The organism is Rothia sp. HMSC065C12, from assembly GCF_001812085.1.
GTDB classification, from domain to species: Bacteria; Actinomycetota; Actinomycetes; order Actinomycetales; family Micrococcaceae; genus Rothia; species Rothia mucilaginosa.
On record NZ_KV807679.1, the window covers coordinates 49088 to 67981 of the forward strand.

17 protein-coding genes and 1 pseudogene are annotated in these 18894 nt (G+C 60.9%); 11 read left to right on the plus strand and 7 right to left on the minus strand.

Annotation, left to right across the window (positions count from 1 at the left end; genetic code table 11):
* Positions 1–389: pseudogene (locus HMPREF2836_RS06200) on the minus strand (heme peroxidase); the annotation flags it as partial.
* Between the two features lie 179 nt (positions 390–568).
* A complete protein-coding gene (locus HMPREF2836_RS06205; RefSeq protein WP_083309180.1) occupies positions 569–1537 on the minus strand; it encodes a PHP domain-containing protein in 969 nt (322 codons plus the stop codon).
* 215 nt (positions 1538–1752) lie between these two features.
* On the opposite strand from HMPREF2836_RS06205, the gene HMPREF2836_RS06210 reads away from it, so the two are divergent.
* Complete coding sequence (locus HMPREF2836_RS06210) at positions 1753–3282, plus strand: aminopeptidase P family protein (RefSeq protein ID WP_049349394.1); 1530 nt, start codon at positions 1753–1755, stop codon at positions 3280–3282.
* Between the two features lie 160 nt (positions 3283–3442).
* On the opposite strand, the gene HMPREF2836_RS06215 is transcribed toward HMPREF2836_RS06210, so the two are convergent.
* Positions 3443–4414, minus strand: a complete 972-nt coding sequence (locus HMPREF2836_RS06215; RefSeq protein ID WP_049356456.1) for a hypothetical protein — start codon at positions 4412–4414, stop codon at positions 3443–3445.
* A gap of 130 nt (positions 4415–4544) precedes the next feature.
* On the opposite strand from HMPREF2836_RS06215, the gene HMPREF2836_RS06220 reads away from it, so the two are divergent.
* Genes HMPREF2836_RS06220 through HMPREF2836_RS06230 form a run of 3 tightly spaced genes read left to right on the plus strand, consistent with a single transcriptional unit; the run spans position 4545 to position 7975 of the window.
* The gene (locus HMPREF2836_RS06220; RefSeq protein WP_070541581.1) at positions 4545–5873 is read left to right on the plus strand and encodes a magnesium transporter MgtE N-terminal domain-containing protein; all 1329 of its coding nucleotides are present in this window, start codon (positions 4545–4547) and stop codon (positions 5871–5873) included.
* A complete protein-coding gene (locus HMPREF2836_RS06225) occupies positions 5866–6783 on the plus strand; it encodes a DUF1003 domain-containing protein (RefSeq protein WP_070629886.1) in 918 nt (305 codons plus the stop codon). Before HMPREF2836_RS06220 ends, HMPREF2836_RS06225 begins: the two co-directional genes overlap by 8 nt.
* A complete protein-coding gene (locus HMPREF2836_RS06230; protein ID WP_070629887.1) occupies positions 6773–7975 on the plus strand; it encodes a P-loop NTPase in 1203 nt (400 codons plus the stop codon). Before HMPREF2836_RS06225 ends, HMPREF2836_RS06230 begins: the two co-directional genes overlap by 11 nt.
* A gap of 104 nt (positions 7976–8079) precedes the next feature.
* Here HMPREF2836_RS06230 and HMPREF2836_RS06235 read toward each other — a convergent pair whose 3' ends face one another.
* The 4 genes from HMPREF2836_RS06235 to dapE all read right to left on the minus strand — a co-directional run bounded on the left by HMPREF2836_RS06235 (position 8080) and on the right by dapE (position 11754).
* Positions 8080–8457: a twin-arginine translocase TatA/TatE family subunit gene (locus tag HMPREF2836_RS06235; RefSeq protein ID WP_005505243.1), complete on the minus strand. Its 378-nt coding sequence runs from the start codon at positions 8455–8457 to the stop codon at positions 8080–8082.
* Between the two features lie 269 nt (positions 8458–8726).
* Complete coding sequence (locus tag HMPREF2836_RS06240; protein ID WP_070629888.1) at positions 8727–10085, minus strand: hypothetical protein; 1359 nt, start codon at positions 10083–10085, stop codon at positions 8727–8729.
* A 5-nt stretch (positions 10086–10090) separates the two neighbouring features.
* Entirely contained in the window at positions 10091–10471 is a 381-nt protein-coding gene (locus HMPREF2836_RS06245) for a taurine ABC transporter substrate-binding protein (protein ID WP_070629889.1), read from the minus strand.
* Positions 10472–10575: 104 nt separating this feature from the next.
* On the minus strand, positions 10576–11754 hold the full coding sequence (dapE, locus tag HMPREF2836_RS06250) for a succinyl-diaminopimelate desuccinylase (RefSeq protein ID WP_070629890.1): 1179 nt from the start codon (positions 11752–11754) through the stop codon (positions 10576–10578).
* A gap of 101 nt (positions 11755–11855) precedes the next feature.
* On the opposite strand from dapE, the gene dapD reads away from it, so the two are divergent.
* The 7 genes from dapD to HMPREF2836_RS06285 all read left to right on the plus strand — a co-directional run bounded on the left by dapD (position 11856) and on the right by HMPREF2836_RS06285 (position 18810).
* On the plus strand, positions 11856–12821 hold the full coding sequence (gene dapD / locus HMPREF2836_RS06255) for a 2,3,4,5-tetrahydropyridine-2,6-dicarboxylate N-succinyltransferase (RefSeq protein ID WP_070629891.1): 966 nt from the start codon (positions 11856–11858) through the stop codon (positions 12819–12821).
* A 264-nt stretch (positions 12822–13085) separates the two neighbouring features.
* Positions 13086–13970 (plus strand): DUF4253 domain-containing protein, encoded by an 885-nt coding sequence (locus tag HMPREF2836_RS06260; protein WP_049358532.1) that lies wholly within the window; start codon positions 13086–13088, stop codon positions 13968–13970.
* A gap of 201 nt (positions 13971–14171) precedes the next feature.
* The gene (gene galE / locus HMPREF2836_RS06265; protein WP_049341848.1) at positions 14172–15185 is read left to right on the plus strand and encodes a UDP-glucose 4-epimerase GalE; all 1014 of its coding nucleotides are present in this window, start codon (positions 14172–14174) and stop codon (positions 15183–15185) included.
* Positions 15186–15560: 375 nt separating this feature from the next.
* Complete coding sequence (locus HMPREF2836_RS06270) at positions 15561–16325, plus strand: amino acid ABC transporter ATP-binding protein (RefSeq protein ID WP_049337287.1); 765 nt, start codon at positions 15561–15563, stop codon at positions 16323–16325.
* 15 nt (positions 16326–16340) lie between these two features.
* Positions 16341–17171: a glutamate ABC transporter substrate-binding protein gene (locus tag HMPREF2836_RS06275; protein WP_005508488.1), complete on the plus strand. Its 831-nt coding sequence runs from the start codon at positions 16341–16343 to the stop codon at positions 17169–17171.
* Between the two features lie 20 nt (positions 17172–17191).
* Positions 17192–17875, plus strand: coding sequence for an amino acid ABC transporter permease (locus HMPREF2836_RS06280; protein WP_060824495.1), 684 nt, complete (start codon positions 17192–17194; stop codon positions 17873–17875).
* Entirely contained in the window at positions 17872–18810 is a 939-nt protein-coding gene (locus HMPREF2836_RS06285; protein ID WP_005508486.1) for an amino acid ABC transporter permease, read from the plus strand. The genes HMPREF2836_RS06280 and HMPREF2836_RS06285 overlap by 4 nt, the downstream gene beginning before the upstream one ends.
* Positions 18811–18894: the final 84 nt, after the last annotated feature.

Genomic DNA, 18894 nt, shown 5'->3' on the forward strand with positions numbered 1-18894 from the left:
TGAGCCGGAAGATTCTTCACCTCAGGAGAACCCGACAGGCGATACAAATACTCCACAAACTGGCCACGGGAAATTACGGTGTTTTCTTCGATTAGCTGATACTTCTGGTATTCAGAAATTAGACCAATGCACTCAGCCCAGTCGTAGATAATCTTGCGACTGTAAGTCACATAAGCATTCGGAAGGTACTTATATTCGTAGATTGCGCGGTCGTTACAGGTCACCGCCGGTTCATTGGGCTGCACAATAGGGGTCACTTGGCGAGGTTTCAGAACACCAAGAGAATATGCCGGCACGCTACCGCACACCATGGCACCAGCCAACAGTACCGTGCCGCCAGCCTGGATAGCCCGCTTCGTAGGACGGGCGAATAATTGTCGAAGCATCATAGCTCCTTCATGAACAGAAGGGGGCACAATCTTTGTGCACCCTCATGAGTAGAACGTTCTCAGCGTATCAAAAATCCTAACCTTCAGGTAGAGATTTAGAGAATATGCAATGAGGTGAAAACAAAAGAGTGTGGGGCGGGTTCCTTTACCGGGAACCCGCCCCACACTCTTTCGTCTTACTACTGGGCCGCCAGCTGCTCGCGGATACGCGCCACCGTCACCGCATCCGTCGTATTCTCACCCAGCAGGTTCGGCTTACCCGCACCGTGATAATCACTCGAACCCGTCACCAGCACCTCACGGCCCGCCGCACGCTGACGCTCAATGAACTCCAGCAGACGCGCCCGGTCCTCCGGGGAGTTCTCACGGTGATACACCTCCACGCCCGCCAGGCCAGCATCCACCATCAAACCCAGGTACTCCAGGCTCAACGCGGGTCCACGCATCGTACTCATCGGATGCGCAATCACCGGCACGCCCCCAGCCTCACGCACCAGACGCACCGCCTCCAACGGGTCCAGCGCATCCTGCGGCACATAGTAGGGGCTGCCCGTGTACAGCAGCTTCGCGAAAGCCTCAGAACGATCAGCAACCACACCGGCAGCAACCAGCGCATCAGCAATATGGGGGCGGCCCACCGCCGTGTTCCCCTCCCCCACCTGCGCCAACACGTCATCCCAGGTCAGCGGGTAGTCAGCGGCAAGACGGCCCACAATAGCCTGCGCACGGCCCTCACGGCTGGCACGAATCGCCTCCACACGGCACGCCAACTCCGAACCCACCGAATCAAAACCATAAGCGAGCAGATGAATAGTCTTCGTGCGTGCGCGGCCCTCACCGTCGGTGTACCGGTAACGGCAAGAGAACTCGGCACCCGGCAGAAAATCCAGACCGTGCTCATCCGCCAGCTGAGCCGCCTGCGCCCAACCAGCCGTCGTATCGTGATCAGTCAGCGCAAACCCAGCCAACCCGGCGCGAGCAATCAGCGGCACCAGCTCGGTCAGACTCTGCGTGCCGTCAGAAATAGCGGAGTGAATATGCAAATCGTAACGCCCGGCACGGTTCAGATTTTCAGGCGCACCCGATTCAGCGGGCTGCAGTGCCTGCTGCGCATTAGGTGCACTATTTCGGTGTTCTGTCTGCGTCATATTCTCTCCTTCCCCGCCCCTGCTAGTTCGTCGCCACCTCAGCGGGGTTTTAAGGTATGTCATCTACTCTTCTGATTCAACCCTACCAATATCGGCGGCGCAATATCAGGCACCCGGTCGCAAGTCAAAGATATATTCTGCCCCACCGCGCCCCTCTTATGGTCAAAAGCGCTAAAACACCTGCCCACCTGTGGTGAAGGAGATATGATTAACCCATGACTGAGAACAACGAGAAGAGCACCGAAGCTCAGAAGAACGACCACCGCAGCACCCCTAAGGCGTCTGCGTTCACCGAATTCATTGCTAAGGACTGGGCCAAGGCCGAAGATGACGGCTACACCCGCGAGCCCGTAGCAGACTACGCAGCTGAGCGCCGCGCCAAGATCTCCAAGGCATTCCCCGGCGAGCGCCTCGTCCTGCCCGCAGGCCCGCTGAAGGTCCGCTCCAACGACTGCGACTACCGCTTCCGCCCCCACTCGGCGTTTGCGCACCAGACCGGTCTGGGCATCGACCACGAGCCCGACGCCGTGCTGATCTTCGAGCCCGTCGAAGAGGGCACCGGTGACAACGGTTCCAACCACGAGGTGACCCTGTACTTCCGTCCGCTGGCTGGCCGTGACACCGCAGAGTTCTACGCGGATGCACGCTACGGCGAGTTCTGGGTTGGCCCCCGCCCCACCCTGAAGGAATTCTCCGAGCGTTACGGTCTGCGTACCCGCGACCTGTCCGAGCTTGAGGTTGCTATCACCAAGAACGCCGGCAACCAGGGCCTGGGCGGCGTGAACATCCGCCTGGTCCGCAACGTTGACCCGGCTGTTGACGCGCTGGTTGACACCTCCCGCTACAACACCGGCGTGGAGCTGGAGCAGGCTGACAAGCTGGACTCCGAGCTGGCTGTGGCTCTCTCCGAGGCTCGCCTGATTAAGGACGCTATCGAGGTTGAGAACCTGCAGCGTTCCGTTGACATGACCGTCAAGGGCTTCGAAGAGGTCATTCGTGCACTGCCGAAGGCTAAGGAGCACCACCGCGGTGAGCGCGTCGTTGAGACTGCGTTCTTCTCCGTGGCACGTACCGACGGTAACGACCTGGGCTACGACACCATCGCAGCATGCGGTAACAACGCAACTATCCTGCACTGGATTCGTAACAACGGCACCGTCGATGACGGCAAGCTGCTGCTGCTGGACGCAGGTGTTGAGGACGACACCCTGTACACTGCTGACGTGACCCGCACCTTCCCCGTGAACGGTAAGTTCACCGAGGTTCAGGCGAAGGTCTACAACGCTGTGCTGGATGCCGCTGACGCCGCATTCGCTGTGGCTAAGCCGGGCACCAAGTTCTACGAGATTCACGAAGCTGCCATGAACGTTCTGGCGCACCGTCTGGAAGAGTGGGGTCTGCTGCCGGTTTCCGCTGATGTTTCGCTCACCGTTGAGGGCGGTCAGCACCGCCGCTGGATGCCGCACGGCACCAGCCACCACCTGGGTCTGGACGTGCACGACTGCGCGCAGGCAAAGGCTGAGCTGTACATGTGGGCTGAGCTGGAGCCGGGCATGGTCTTCACCATTGAGCCGGCCCTGTACTTCAAGGACGAGGACCTGTCGGTTCCCGAGGAGTACCGCGGTATCGGTATCCGCCTGGAGGACGACGTGCTCTGCACCGAGGACGGCAACGTGAACCTCTCCGCTGCACTGCCCCGCACCGTTGAGGGCATTGAGGAGTGGATGGCGAAGCTGGCGAAGTAACGCCTAGCCCCCCCCCAGTTACGTAGTAACGTCTGAATAGGGAAAGCCCCTCACCGATTCGCTCGGTGAGGGGCTTTCGCATGTCTTCTATGTTGCTTCTCTGCCTGTTTCCTAGCTTATTTTCTGCTGCTACGGGCGGCTACCGCCGTTGCAGGTTCGGTTATTCGGAGTCCTGCGAGGGCTTATCGTGCAGGCCCTGCGGGCGCGGGGTTGGACGCTGCGGCTTGGGCTGAATCAGCTTCGCGTATTCTTCCGGATCGTCCACGCGCAGACCGTACCGCTGCGCCGGGCGCTTCTGCGTATCTGACTTCTGAGCGGTTGCCTGGTCAGTACTTGCCTGGTCCTGTTCGGAAGGCTGAGTGGGCTGAGCAGGCGGTGCGGGCTGTGCGGGCATGTTCTGCGCCGCGCTCTGAGCCATCGCGTTCTGCGCAGTAGTATCACGCTCGGGCAGGTTCTGGTTCGGCGCCGGCTGACTACCCGCCTGCGCACGGTACGAGGGTGCCTTCGGGGCGCCGGTCGGAACCGGTGCGCCATTCATCGAGACGGTGCTCTGAGCGGCACGCGCCTGCGAAGCCTCCGGGGCCGCCGCCGCACGCGCAGCCGCAACCGCCGCCGAGAAGCGAGGGTGCGCACCCAGCACGCGGCGCGCATCCTGAGCGTACTCCGGCAGAGCGTACATCACGGTACGCGAAGGAATCGCCTCGGTACGCATCGGGTAGCGACCCCCATGGGAGCGACGCAGAACGTACATCTGCCACAGCACAAACACGGCAACCGACAGCGGCACGTACTTGAGTGCTTCAGAGATAAAAGAGTCACCGGCAAGGGTCATCAGCACCGAAAACACCAGGCCAATCACCGCACCCTGAATCGCCGCAGAAATCAGGGCACGACCGTAACCGGGCTGTACCGGGTACTCCACCTGGCGGATACCATCATTGACCAGGTACAGCGCCGTCACCGGATAATCCTGCTCGCTGAGCACGTCAAAAGCGGCGAGCGCATCATCGTGACGAACGAAGGAGGCGATCGCCTCACCGGCGGGCAGGGGCTTGCCCTGAGCCTGCGCCAGGCGCGAGGCCAGATATGAAGAAGGCGGGGTCGAGGGAATATTCGGCAGGTTAGAAGTCATGGCTCCTATTCTACCGCCCGACCTAACCCTGGACCCGGTGGGCAGTCAGCTCCTCTACAGGCGTAGCGAACACCTGTTCAATTAGGCTTCTCAAAGTGCGAATCCCCGCGGCGGGGCGTACCCTAGAGAGGTGAGCAATTCGAAGTTCAGCACCCCCAGCAAGATTTACATTGCCCGCCTTTTGGGCCTCGACGTTTTTGACCCCTTCGGTGACCGCCTCGGCCGTCTCCGAGATGTCGTCGTGCTCAAACGCGGCCTGGGCGCTTCCATTGCGGGCGCCCGCCCCGCCAAGGGCAGCGAACCCATTGTTGTCGGCATCATCGTTGAGGTGCTCGGCAAGAAACGTGTGTTCATGCCCATGACCCGTGTGCGAAGTATCGACGCTTCACAGATCATTTCGACCGGCCTGGTGAACCTGCGCCGCTTCGAACAGCGCAACTCTGAGACTCTCATCGTGGGTGAGCTCTTTGACCGCCGCGTGCGTCTGCTCGACGGCAGCGGCGACGCCGTCATTGAGGACGTCGCCATTGAGCAGCGCCGCAACGGCGACTGGGGCGTGACCGAACTGTTCGTTTCCCGCGTCAGCTCCTCCTCCAGCACGTGGCGCCGCCGTTCCAAGGAGACCCTCATCGTCGACTGGGACGAGGCCCTGCTCTCCACCGACGTGGAACCGCAGGCGGCAACCGCGTTCGTGGCGAACCACGAGAACTCCAAGCCCGCCGACCTTGCGGACGCTATCCACGAGATGAGCGATAAGCGTATGGTCGAAATCGCCGCCGAGCTGCAGGATGAACGCCTCGCGGACGTTCTGCAGGAGCTACCCGCCGAGGACCAGGTGCAGATTCTGTCGCACCTGGACGACGAGCGTGCCGCGCAGGTCCTCGAAGAGATGGAACCGGACGACGCCGCCGACCTGCTCATCGAGCTGGACGACGCCCAGCGTGAGAAGCTGCTCGAACTCATGGAACCCGACGAAGCAGACGACGTGCGTCGACTGCTCGAATACGACGAAGGTACCGCCGGTTCGCTCATGAACCCGGTGCCGATCATCCTCTCCCCCGAGGCGACCGTCGCGGAGGCGCTCGCGCACATCCGCGCCGAGGAGATCCCTCCGGCGATGGCGGCTGCCGTCATGGTGACCCGCCCGCCCCTGGAAACGCCGACCGGCAAGTACCTGGGTCTGGTGCACATGCAGAAGTTGCTGCGTGTGCCGCCGAGTGAGCCGATTGGTCACATCCTCGATACCGACACTGAGCCTGTCTCTGACCAGGCAAGTTTGGAAGAGCTGGCACGCGTGCTGGCGACCTATGACCTGACCATCGTTCCCATTGTGAACGAATCGCACCGCCTGGTAGGCGCAGTGACCATCGACGACGTGCTCGATGCGCTCCTGCCCGAAGACTGGCGCACTTACGATGATGGAACTCCCGTACGAAAGGTAGGACGACGCTTTGCCTGATTCGAACCGCCGCGACGCAAACCGTACCGAAGAGAACCCCCGCATCGATAAGGCGCGCATCCTCAAGGACCGCCTGGAGAAGAAGTACGCTGAACGCAACCGCGAGCGCGGCGACTCCCGCCCGCAGCGTAGCGACTCGCAGCTGAGCACCCCCGGCACCCGCAAGCCGAAGCTGTTCTCAAGCCCCAACCCGGACGCTTTCGGCCGCATGACCGAGGGTTTTGCGCGCTACATGGGTACCCCGCAGTTCCTGATGTGGATGACCATTTTCTGTGGCGTGTGGCTGGCGTGGAACTCCCTGGCGCCGGAGGAGATGCAGTTCGACCCGCGTAGCCTGAACTTCACCCTGCTGACCCTGATGCTGTCCCTGCAGGCTTCTTACGCTGCTCCCCTGCTGCTGTTGGCGCAGAACCGTCAGGATGACCGCGACCGCGTGGTGGCCTCTGAGGACCGTAAGCGTGACCAGCAGAACCTGGAGGAGACCCAGTACCTGACCCGCGAGATTGCTTCGCTGCGTATTGCTCTGCGTGAGGTTGCGACCCGTGACTTCGTTCGTAGCGAGCTGCGTGACATTCTTGAGGAACTGCAGAACATTGCGCAGGAGCAGGAGCGTCACGCCGAGCAGTTGCAGGACATCAGTGAGGACATTGAGGACCTGGAGGAGGCTATCGACGATATCGATATCTCCGAGGGCGAGGAAAAGGACGCTGAGGAGCAGGGCTCTGAAGGAAAGAGCTCTGAGGGTAGCGAGAACGGTACCGAGCAGGCTTCTGACAAGGCTGAACGCCCCGCGAAGGACTCCGCGCAGGATCCCCACCGAGGCGATTTGAGCCAGCCTCAGAGCCGCGAATCCCAGCAGGCACAGCAGCAGGCAGAGCGCACCCGTGAGGGAGGCGCCCGTGACCGCTAATAACCCCTTGCAGGATGCGCTCTACGCGGCGCTTGCCCGCGTCGAGGATCCTGAACTGCGCCGCCCCATTACGGAGCTGGGCATGGTGGAGACTGCGCTCGTGCATCCTGAACTGGATGAGCGCGGTGAGCCGATTCCCTGCCGCCACTGGGCTGAGGTCACGGTGCTACTCACCATTGAGGGTTGCCCGCTGAAGAACACCATCGAGCAGCAGGTTCGTGACGCCGCCGCCACCGTTGAGGGTATTGAGCGTGTGCAGCTGCAGGTGGGTGCGATGAACCCGCAGCAGCGTTCTGCCCTGCGTTCGATGCTCAAGCCGGAGCGTTCCAACCCGTTTACCGCGCCCGGTTCGCTGACCCGCGTGTTCGGTGTGGTGTCCGGTAAGGGTGGCGTGGGTAAGTCCTCCATGACCGCGAATCTTGCCGCCGCGTTCGCTTCGCGCGGGCTTGCGGTGGGCATTATTGACGCGGATGTGCACGGCTTCTCCATTCCGGGTCTGCTGGGTATTACCGACGCCCCGACCCGCCTGGATGACCTGATTCTTCCGCCGACCGTGGACGTTCCCACCCCCGCCCAGCGTTGGGGTGAGCAGAAGGTCAGCGGCGGCTTTATTCGCGTGATTTCTATCGGCATGTTCCTCAAGGGCAACGAGCCGGTGGCGTGGCGCGGCCCCATGTTGCACCGTGCCCTGGAGCAGTTCATCATGGATGTGCACTTCGGCGCCCTGGATGTGTTGCTGCTCGATTTGCCGCCCGGCACCGGCGATATTGCCATCTCCATGGCTCAGCTGTTGCCGAATGCGGAGCTGGTGCTCATTTCCACCCCGCAGCACGCCGCGGTGGATGTGGCGGAGCGTGCCGGCACTCTGAGCTTGCAGACCGGTCAGAAGGTCGTGGGCGTGGTGGAGAACATGGCGGCAATGACCCTACCGGACGGTACCGTGCTCGACATGTTCGGTTCTGGCGGCGGTCAGGTGCTCGCTGAGCGTCTTTCGGAGGCGCTCTCCTACCCGGTACCGCTGCTCGGTTCTGTCCCGCTGGATGTGAACCTGCGTACCGGCGGCGACGATGGCATGCCCGTCGTGTGGGGTCACCCCGACTCCGCCACCGCAGAAGAAATCCAGTCCATCGCCTCGCAGCTGTTGCAATCCGGCGAGTCGAGGGCGGGTCAGAGCCTGCCGCTCTTCGTTTAGAGATGTAGCCGTCTAGGCCCAAGCATCTAGAAGCTGACGGTCAGACAGCTGATACAGAAAGAACCCCGCACCATCACGGTGCGGGGTTCTTTCGTTTCAAAATCTTAGGTGGCGTCCACGTCGAAGGGGGCGTATGCGCCTCGCGGAAGAGCACGGCTCTCCGACTTTTCCTTCTCCTTCAGCAGCGCCTCTTCACGTTCCTTCGCCTCACGCTCACGCTCGGCGTCATCCTCAGCGAACGCCTGCTTCACAATCACGCGCGGATCGTACTGGCGGGGGTCGTACTGGCGCCAGTTAATATCTTCCAGGCCCGTCTCGCCCAGGGCTTCCTTGAAATCGTCCTTCGCGTCGAACGCCATGCGGCGCACTGTCTTGACGAATTCACGAATCTGTCGGGCGTATTCGGGCATGCGTTCGGGGCCAATCACCACAAACGTGATGATGGCCAAAATAATCAACTCGGTGCCACTAATACCAAACACAGAATATAGATTATCAGTTCCGAGCCAGCACCGCCGAACCCGCGGCGCTTTCTGGACGTGTCTTTAAGCTCTGGACAAGCAGAAGGCGTACGCTACCGCACCGCAGAGGGGCATTGCGCCCACGGCTAAGAACACCACATCAGCGGTTTACAGCGGGTAGTCTCCGCCGCCGGGTTAAAACGCTGCGGCTCCAACCGCAGGCACGCCCACCTCCCGAACGCAAAAGACCGCCGGCAGCACACCGGCGGTCTCCAGTCACGATATTCCGTTTACGGCGGGTAGTCTCCACCGCCGGGCAGCTGCTTCCAATGCCACAGCCAGCCAACCCAGCCCCACTGCGCACACGCACCCGCCACCAGCAACGCCCAACGATACGCCCGCGAACGGCTCGCCGCCGCCACCACAATCACCAGCGGGAACAACGGCAAAAACAGGCGGAACGTCGACGACTGCGGATTCAAAAAGAGAATCAAATACGCAAAATAGCTCAGGCACCACAGGTTCAGCGGAGCCGCCAAAACCCTACGCGCCAGAGGGCTCAAACACAGAGCAATAAAACCCAAAATCAGCAGAGTCAGCAGCACCGGAGCCGCATACCCAAAGTACAGGTAACCCTGCGACAGCCACGGCTGAATCGGCGCCAAATGGGTACCGCGCCACGCCGTCTCCGTGGCAGTGTACGCATCCACACGGCCCGTAGCCCACCACGCAATCGCAGGCCACACCAGCGCACACGCACACACAACCAAGGCACTCACCAGCTGCCCCAGATGACGCACAAACGCCGTGCCCATACCCGACTGGCGGCTCGAACGCACCCAGCACGCAAACCACCACAGGCCAGCCGCCGCGCCCAGGGGCACACCCACCGGGCGGGACAGGCACGCCAACGCCGCCACAGGAACCAGCAGGCCGTAGCGTCCCTGAACCAGGCACAGCAGCGCGCCGGCAAGGAACACCAGGTTCAGCGACTCCGCATACGGCACCTGAAGCACCGGCGCCACCGGCAAGAACGACACCAATGCCACAGCCCACATAGACAGGGCAGAAGGCGACTCCTCACTTGTGAAACCTGTCGCCTTCAACGACGCCTCAAACAGCAGGTAAATCACCCACGCCGCCGCAAAACCAGCAAGCAGAGCAACCGTCGCCGCCACCGGGTAGTACCCGATGCCCGTCGCATGGCTAATAGCACCGGAAAGCTGCGGGAAAATCGGGTAAAAAGCCCACTGATTCTGCTGAACCACACCCGCCGCATTCACCGGCAGCTCACTCGGGTAACCCTGTACCGCAATCTGCTCATACCAGCCGGCATCCCAGATGCTAATGAACGACAGGTAGTCCAGGTGCTGACCCCACGGGCTGCGCAGCTGCTGCTGGCCGACCACGGCAAACACGATGAAACCCCACACGCGGGACAGACCGTAAATCAGCAGTACCGACAGCCACGCGGGCAGGGCACACAGACGCTCCCCCACCCGGTGCAGGCGCTCACCGGCGGCGGTGTACGCCCAGGTCAGAAGCTCATCAAAAGACTCGCTCCGTTCCTCGCCGGAGGCGGGGGTGGCGGCACCCTGCGCGGGAGAATACGCGGGGGAAGCACTATTACGTTCAGGCGAAACACTCACGGGCGTTAGTTCCCCTCAGCCTGCGGGCTCTTCCGCTTCTCCACAAAGTCATGCGCGCTCAAGGTGCTCTCCGCATCATCAGACAGGGGAACCGCACCGCGGCGAACCGGCTCAGCGGCAACCGCGTTAGCATCAGCAGATTCTGCGGTCGAAGCAGCAGACTCAGCGGCGGGTGCGTTCTCGTGTGTCTTGTCCTCTTCGGGTGCACCGACGAGAGGAGCGATAAAGCCGAAATCCTCCACACGGTCAAAGGTGCCCAGACCGTCACGGCCCACACCGCTGAAGAACGCGGCACCAGGCACGGCACGCTCACCACCGAGCGCCACAACGGAGAGCACCGCAATGCCCGAAATCAGCAGGGCAAGCAGAATCAGAAGAAAGTTCATGTCAATCTCATATCATGCAGGACCGTCAACCCCTGACGGTCACCTAAATTCAAATAGTAGCGCCAGCACCGGCAGAATCAGCACCAACAGAGTTAGCGCCGCGACTAGTCCTCGTCACGGTCGCTGAGCAGCCAGGCACGCAAATCCGCGTGGCAGCGGGTCAGCTGGCTAAAGCTCACGTGCTCGTTATCGGTGTGAGCCAGCAGGGCGTCACCGGGGCCGAAGTTCACCGCGGGAATACCGATCTCGCTCAGGCGCGCCACGTCCGTCCACCCGTACTTCGGCTGAGGCTCCTGCCCCACCGCCTCAATCAGGGAAGCCGCCAGCGGGGTGTCCAGGCCGGGGCGTGCCGCCGGGGAAAGATCCACAAAGTCCAGCTCATAACCGGCGAAGACCTCACGCACGTGGGCGACCGCCTCATCCAGTGTCTTGTCCGGGGCGAACCGGTAGTTCACGTGCATTGCCGCCGCGTCAGGAATCACGTTACCGGCAACGCCGCCAGAAATCTGCACCGCGTTCAGGCCCTCACGATAGTCCAGGCCCTCCACCGCGATAGTCTTCGGTTCGTAGGAGGCGAGCGCCGCCAACGCCGGTGCCAGTGCGTGAATTGCGTTCTCGCCGCGCCATGCACGTCCCGAGTGGGCGGCAAGGCCGCGGGTGCGCACGAAGAAACGCATGGTGCCGTTGCAGCCGCCCTCAATGGTGCCGTTGGTCGGTTCAAGCAGCACACCGAAGTCTGCGTCAGTGATGAGCTCGCCGTGGTTGCGGATTAGACGCGCCAGGCCGGAGAGTTCGCTGGCGACCTCTTCGTTGTCGTAGAAGATGTAGGTCAGGTTGTAGTCGGTGTCCTGCGCGGTCAGTTCGGCGGCAAGCTTCAGCTGAACCGCCACGCCGCCCTTCATGTCGGTGGCGCCGCGGCCGTAGAGCACGTACCCGTCCTCTTCTTCACGCACCGTGGACGGCACGGTACCCAGCGAACCCTCAACGGTGGGCAGGGGCACAGTGTCCAGGTGACCGGCAAGAATAATGCGGGTGCGTTCCCCCTCAGCGCCGGGCAGCGGCGGGAACTCGGTGCGGGCGATAATGGCGTCCCCGTCACGGGTCAGGTGCAGGTGCGGGCAGAACGACAGCGCCATGTGCACGGCGTCAGCAATTGGCTGCTCATTGCCGGAAACCGACTCGTAATCCAGCAGGGCACGCGTCAGCTCGGGCATGGACACGTCCAGGTTCAGGGGCGGCTGCGGTACAGGGTGACGCTCAGAAATATTCGGGGAAACGCTCATCCTTCCACCTTACAGGTTCCCCGGTACACACACCCGCGCCCACAACGCCCATATCGAGCATATGAGACGGTCTTGAAGGGGCTCTCACCCCCAAAACTATAATGGAAGGCATGTCTGAAAACACTCCCCGTTACGCCTCCGGCGTTGCACTGGTCAATGTTGTTGTCTCTGGCGAGCACGCCGGCACCGTCCTGGATGCGTGGTTCCCCGCTCCCTCCCTCACCCAGACCCCCGACCTGTCCATCGCGGACGAGCTAGAGGACCTGGCCGTTGAGCATCCGGCGCGCAACGCCCGTACCGAGGTGCGTACCGCCTCCATCAACCTGGATGAGGCACCCGAAGACGCGGTGGACGCATACCTGCGTCTGCACCTGCTCTCCCACACTCTGGTTCGCCCCAACGAGCTGAACCTGGACGGCCTGTTCGGTACCCTGGCGAATGTTGCGTGGACTAACCACGGCCCGGTGCTTGCCACCGAGTTCCAGAAGCTGGCGATTGGTCTGCGCAAGCTGGGCCACCTGAGCGTGAGCCACATTGATAAGTTCCCGCGTCTGGTGGATTACGTGGTTCCCGCCGGCGTGCGCATTGGCGACGGTGACCGTCTGCGCCTGGGTGCGCACCTGGCGTCCGGCACGACCGTGATGCATGAGGGCTTCGTGAACTTCAACGCCGGTACCCTGGGCACTTCCATGGTTGAAGGCCGTATTTCTCAGGGTGTTGTGGTGGGCGACGGCTCGGATGTGGGTGGCGGCGCCTCCACGATGGGTACTCTTTCCGGTGGTGGCACTCAGCGCGTCTCTATTGGTGAGCGTTCTCTGCTGGGTGCGGAGTCCGGTATCGGTATTGCCCTGGGCGATGACTGCGTGGTTGAGGCGGGCCTGTATGTGACCGCCGGTTCGCGCGTGAGCGTCCTGCTGCCCGGTCAGGAGGCGCGCGTGGTGAAGGCTGCGGAGCTGTCTGGCGTGTCGAATCTGCTGTTCCGCCGCAATTCGATCAGCGGCGCGATTGAGGTTCTGCCGCGTGCGAAGAACACCGTGGAGCTGAACGAGGCACTGCACCTGAACTAGTCTGTACCTGGACTAGCGCTGGTTGCCCTTGCAAACGTTGGGGGTCGGCCCGTGAACTTTAGGGACCGGGATGCGTGAAGCATCCCGGCCCCTTTTCTGCGCCTGGTGTTCCCTCTTCGCCGCTCTCACAGGCTGGGCGCGAATCCGCGGCGGCTACGATGACCGTTTTCAGGGCGTACGGCTCGGGCTTTCGCTAGGCTGGTAGTACCGGGTACAGCGTACCCGCCATGACTGACCACTTGTACAGTTCAGAGAGGAACTCAGATGCCTGAATCAACTAAGTCAGAGTCGACGATGAGCGAAACCTACCGGCACTTTACGCGCCTTTTCCCCTACCCGCACGAGCGTATTGCGGTGGGCGCTCCTGCTACTGATGCCATGGCTCGTTACGATGAGTTGGCTCAGCTGGGGCACACGGAGAGGTTCGTCCCCTTCTTCCTGAACCTAAACGATACGGTGCTTGAAAGCATGGTCATTGCGGTATCCCTTGAGCACGACATTATCGACGATGTTGAGACTCTAACCCCCGAGCAGGTGAGCGCCTACACTCGTGCTGTCCTGCAGCGTTACCGTACCGCCCGTGGTGGCGCCTCCGCCGAAGAGTACGGTAGCGCCGCCATTGCTCAGCAGTTGCGCCAGGTTATGGACGATGGCGAAGAGACTCACGAGGACGACCCGGACGACTTCAACCTCAACGAGCTTGTCGACGAGTTTATGAGCTCCGATTTTCTGCCCGATGAGGAGCCCGAAGATGACGCCCCGACTCTTTCCGCCCTACTCTGCTATGAGCTCCTGGATGAAGAAGAGAAAGGCGAGATGCTCCTGCTACAGATTCCGACCGATGACCCCGCCGATATTCCCGCGTACCTGCCCTTCGGCGGCTGGAATGACTGCCCGGACGCTCAAACGCAGCTGGCATTCACCCACTATTGGCGTGAAAAGTACGGTGCCATCCCGGCGGCTCTTGACGGTGCTGACTGCCTGGAGTTTCTGGTGGAACGCCCCGTAGCAGACCCGGTCGAGGCGAAGAAGGTGGCGGTCGAGCAATTCGCATTCTGTTCCGATCTTCCGTTCCAGGTGTTTGAGGATTTTGAGCAGCTGACGGAGTTTATTCACCAGAGCCGCCAGTGGTATTTCTGGTGGGATTAGACGCAAGCTATACAGCGAGGTGGGGGCGAGTGGCGACACACCTAAAGAACGCTTCCCACATGCTCACACCAGAGTGCACAAGCGCACAGTGTCCGAGGGTACTTACACCCCATGCACGGCTGTACCATTAGATACAGCTCAACAGCTTTTGTCCCCCATCCGGAGCACTTTTTCCGGATATATAAAGCCCGAAAGGACATCATGAAGGTACTCGTTACCGGCGGCGCCGGCTACATCGGCTCCCACACTGTACTTGAACTGCTCAAGGCAGGCCACGACGTCGTCGTCATGGATAACCTCGCGAACTCTTCCGAGGAGTCCCTCAAGCGCGTCGCTGAACTCGCTGGCCGCGCCCCCGAGTTCCACAAGGTTGACCTGCTCGACCTCGAAGGCATGAAGGCTCTCTTCAAGCAGGTTCGCCCCGACGCTGTGATTCACTTTGCGGGCCTGAAGGCTGTGGGCGAGTCCGCAGAGAAGCCGCTGTGGTACTACCAGACCAACGTGGCTGGCACCCTGAACCTGCTGTACGCAATGGACGAGGCTGACTGCCACTCCATCGTGTTCTCCTCCTCCGCTACCGTGTACGGTGAGCCCGAGTCCATGCCTCTGATCGAGAAGATGAACATGGATGCGCAGTCCTGCTACGGCCGCACCAAGGAGCACATTGAGGACATGCTGGTCGACCTGGCTGCTTCCGACTCCAAGTGGAACATTGCTCTGCTGCGTTACTTCAACCCCGTTGGTGCGCACGAGTCCGGCCGTATCGGTGAGGACCCGGCGGGCATCCCGAACAACCTGGTGCCCTTCATTGCGCAGGTTGCTGTGGGTCGCCGCGAGCACCTGAACGTCTTCGGTAACGACTACCCGACCGTTGACGGCACCGGCGTGCGCGACTACATCCACGTGGTTGACCTGGCTGACGGCCACCTGAAGGCGCTGGATTACATTACCCAGCACGGCGGCCTGCACACCTGGAACCTGGGTACCGGTAACGGCTACTCGGTTCTGCAGGTTCTGCACGCGTTCGAGGAGGCGTGCGGTAAGGAGCTGCCGTACAAGATTGTGGATCGTCGCCCCGGTGACGTTGCGGTCTCTTACGCTGATCCTTCCTCTGCTCTGGCGGATCTGGGTTGGAGCGCTAGCCGCGACATTAAGACCATGGTTCGCGACCACTGGAACTGGCAGAAGAACAACCCCAACGGTTACGAAGCCTAAGCTGTTTTAGCCCCTTGTGAGGGGTGTTGAAGAGTGCCCGATAGGTGTTATCTCACCTATCGGGCACTTTTCTGCGCTTTTTTCGAAATTTTTACCAAGTCGTGACTACCTCCCCAAAGGCGTTTGACACCTCGTGAGTACGTAGAAAAAGGGGAGAATATATTCCCTAGTCAGAGCCTTTTGTGAAGATGGGGTATTTTTTACCCATATTTTTACGTCAAAAATACTATAACTATGCATTCGTGCTTAAAAATTCACATTGCTTACACAGTAAAGTGAATATTTTGCAGACAGAAAACCGTATGAGGCGTAAGCTGAAAACTCAGCATACAGACAACCCGCATCATAGACGCACCTCACGTGAAAGGGTTCAAAATGTCCGCACAGGCAGCTCCCGAAGCGCAGAAAAACCTCATCGAAATCGCCAACGTCAACAAGTACTACGGCACCAACCACGTTCTGAAGAACATCAACCTTTCCGTGGGAAAAGGTGAGGTCGTCGTCCTCCTCGGCCCCTCCGGTTCCGGCAAATCCACCCTCTGCCGAACCATCAACCGCCTCGAAACTATCACCAGCGGATCCATCACCATTGACGGACAAGAACTACCCGAAGAAGGCCGCGCACTCGCCAAGCTCCGCGCCGAAGTCGGCATGGTCTTCCAGTCATACAACCTCTTCGCGCACAAGAACATCCTCGATAACGTAACCCTTGGACCCCGCCGAATCCGCAAAATGTCCAAGTCAGAGGCAGAAGCAGAAGCCATGAACCTGCTCGCGAAGGTTGGTGTGGATTCCCAGGTGCACAAAATGCCCGCAGAGCTTTCCGGCGGTCAGCAGCAGCGCGTCGCCATCGCCCGTGCACTCGCCATGAAGCCCAAGGTCATGCTCTTCGACGAACCCACCAGCGCGCTCGACCCCGAAATGGTCAACGAGGTGCTCGACACTATGGTCTCCCTCGCGAGGGAAGGCATGACCATGATCGTGGTGACCCACGAGATGGGTTTTGCCCGCAAGGCGGCAGACCGCATCGTCTTCCTTGCCGACGGCGAAATCATCGAAGAGGCGCACCCGGACGAGTTCTTCACCAACCCGAAGAGCGAGCGCGCCAAGGACTTCCTCTCCAAGATCATCAACCACTAAAGCGGAGGGACCGACATGCAAAAATATTCACGTAGGCTCGCGGCACTCGCCGCAGCAGCTTCCCTCGCTCTGACCGGCGTCCTCGCCGGATGCTCCAGCGCAGACAGCGACCACAAGATCCGCATCGGCATCAAAGTAGACCAGCCCGGCCTCGGTTACCAGGACGGCAACACCTACACCGGTTTCGACGTGGAGGTGGCACGCTACGTCGCCGGCAAGCTCGGCTACTCCGAAGAGCAGATTGAGTTCGTAGAATCCCCCGCCGCTAACCGCGAAAACATGCTCAACACTGGTCAGGTAGACATGATTTTTGCGACCTACTCCATCTCTGAAAGCCGCAAGAAGACCGTGGACTTCGCCGGCCCCTACTACACCGCTGGTCAGGACCTGCTCGTGCGTGCCGATAACACCGACATCAAGGGCCCCGACGACCTCAACGGCAAGAACCTCTGCTCCGTGACCGGCTCCACCAGCGCCCAGAAGGTGCAGGACAAGTTCGCCAAGAACGTGAACCTAGTCAAGCAGAACAGCTACTCCGACTGCGTGGTCGCCCTCAACGGCGGCGTGGTGGACGCCGTCACCACCGACGACATAACCCTCGCCGGTCTGGCAGCCACCAAAGCGAACAAGGGCAAGCTGAAAGTGGTCGGCTCCCCCTTCACGACCGAACGCTACGGCGTGGGCCTGCCCAAGGGCACCGACAAGTGCGAAGCCGTGAACAACGCCATCAACGAGATGGTTGCCGATGGCACCTGGGAGAAACTCATCACCAAGTACACCGAAGGCACCGGCTACCACTACAACACCGAAACCAACCCGCCGCACCTGGGCACCTCCTGCGCCTAGGCCTCTAGAGAGGTTCACGAATGTCATTCTTTGACCAACTCGGCGCCCTCCTGTCCAAGTACGATGTGGTTGGCGCCTTCATGACCAATATTGAGCTGACCCTCTGGGCGGCTATTGGCTCGTTCGTCCTCGGTACCGTGCTGGCGCTCATGCGCATCAGCCCCGTCCCGTCCCTGCGCTGGGTGGGCACCGCCTATGTGCATACTGTCCGTAATACTCCGCTCACCATCATGATGACTTTCGCCATTTTGGGTGTGTGGACGCAGTTCCAGCTCTCCTTCTCGCACGATTTCGACACGAACTTCTTCGTGTACGCGGTCATTGCCCTGTCGATTTACCATTCGGCGTTTATCTGCGAGGCGATCCGTTCGGGTGTGAACACCGTGCCGAAGGGTCAGGCTGAGGCGGCACGCGCTATCGGTCTGGGTTTCTTCGACACCGCCCGCCTGGTGATTTTCCCTCAGGCTCTACGCGGCGCCATTACCCCGCTCGGCAATACTCTGATTGCGTTGACGAAGAACAGCACTGTCGCCTCGGTCGCGTCGGTGGCGGAGGCCTCCGGGCTGATGAAATCCATGATTGAGTTCGACGCGAACATGGTGCTTGCTATCTTCATCATGTTTGCGATGGGCTTTGTCATCATTGTTGTTCCCATTGGTGCGTTGACCACCTGGTCATCCCGTAAGCTGGCGGTGAAGCGATGAAAAACCCTTTTATCAGTAATGACACCCGCGCCGCTTCTTCGGTGCTTTTCGACGAGCCGGGTCCTATCGCGCAGCGTCGTATCCGCATCTTCAACATTGCTGCGGTAGTCCTTTTTGCACTATTTGCGGTGTATGTGCTGACCGTGATGGGTCAGAAGGGGCAGCTGGAGGCAGAAAAGTGGACTGACCTGTTCACCGCCCGCGCCTGGAGCTCCTACTACCTGCCGGGCCTTGCCTCGACCCTGTCGGCGGCAGCGGTTTCGGTGGTTACCTCGGTTGCGTTCGGTGTGGTCTTCGGTATTGCTCGACTCTCCCAGTACCGCGTTATCCGCTGGTTCGGCACCGTGGTGGTAGAGTTCTTCCGCGCCGTGCCGGTGCTGATCATGATGATCTTCTTCTGGCTGTTCTTGGGCAAGTACAGCGGCCTTCCGCCGGCTCAGCTGCCCTTCATCGCCGTGGTGATTGGTCTGACCCTGTACAACGGCTCGGTGATTGCTGAGCTACTGCGTTCGGGCGTGAAGCAACTTCCTCGCGGTCAGGGCGAGGCGGGTCTTGCGATTGGTCTGACCCCGACCCAGACGCTGATTCGGATCCTGCTTCCGCAGGCGTTCACCGCGATGATGCCCTCAATGCTCAGCCAGTTCGTTGTGATTCTGAAGGACACCGCCCTCGGTTACATCATCTCCTACCCCGAGCTGCTCGCTTCGGCGCGCCGCATCGGTTCCGGTGACGGCAACGTGCTGCAGACCCTGATTCTGGCGGCGGCACTCTTCGTGACGGTGAACTTCGTGCTGACGGCTGTAGCAACCGGCATTACGGACAGGCTGGCGTCGCGCACCTCCGCAAAGGTGACCCGAAACCTGATTCCGGACGCTCTGGATAACCCGAACCCGCCGACCGTTCAGATGTTCGTTCTGCCCGGCGACCGCAAGTAACCCTTCTCGTTCGGGCTCCTCAGCCAACGATTATCAGCAGATACGGCAAAGCCCCAGCACTCCCCTTTCGGGAGGGTGCGGGGG

Bases quoted from the DNA above. Each gene is read 5' to 3' on its own strand.
- HMPREF2836_RS06205 (WP_083309180.1), bottom strand. From the start codon at position 1,537: ATGACGCAGACAGAACACCGAAATAGTGCACCTAATGCGCAGCAGGCA.
- HMPREF2836_RS06210 (WP_049349394.1), top strand. From the start codon at position 1,753: ATGACTGAGAACAACGAGAAGAGCACCGAAGCTCAGAAGAACGACCAC.
- HMPREF2836_RS06215 (WP_049356456.1), bottom strand. From the start codon at position 4,414: ATGACTTCTAACCTGCCGAATATTCCCTCGACCCCGCCTTCTTCATAT.
- HMPREF2836_RS06245 (WP_070629889.1), bottom strand. From the start codon at position 10,471: ATGAACTTTCTTCTGATTCTGCTTGCCCTGCTGATTTCGGGCATTGCG.
- dapE (WP_070629890.1), bottom strand. From the start codon at position 11,754: ATGAGCGTTTCCCCGAATATTTCTGAGCGTCACCCTGTACCGCAGCCG.
- dapD (WP_070629891.1), top strand. From the start codon at position 11,856: ATGGAAGGCATGTCTGAAAACACTCCCCGTTACGCCTCCGGCGTTGCA.
- HMPREF2836_RS06260 (WP_049358532.1), top strand. From the start codon at position 13,086: ATGCCTGAATCAACTAAGTCAGAGTCGACGATGAGCGAAACCTACCGG.
- galE (WP_049341848.1), top strand. From the start codon at position 14,172: ATGAAGGTACTCGTTACCGGCGGCGCCGGCTACATCGGCTCCCACACT.
- HMPREF2836_RS06270 (WP_049337287.1), top strand. From the start codon at position 15,561: ATGTCCGCACAGGCAGCTCCCGAAGCGCAGAAAAACCTCATCGAAATC.
- HMPREF2836_RS06275 (WP_005508488.1), top strand. From the start codon at position 16,341: ATGCAAAAATATTCACGTAGGCTCGCGGCACTCGCCGCAGCAGCTTCC.
- HMPREF2836_RS06280 (WP_060824495.1), top strand. From the start codon at position 17,192: ATGTCATTCTTTGACCAACTCGGCGCCCTCCTGTCCAAGTACGATGTG.
- HMPREF2836_RS06285 (WP_005508486.1), top strand. From the start codon at position 17,872: ATGAAAAACCCTTTTATCAGTAATGACACCCGCGCCGCTTCTTCGGTG.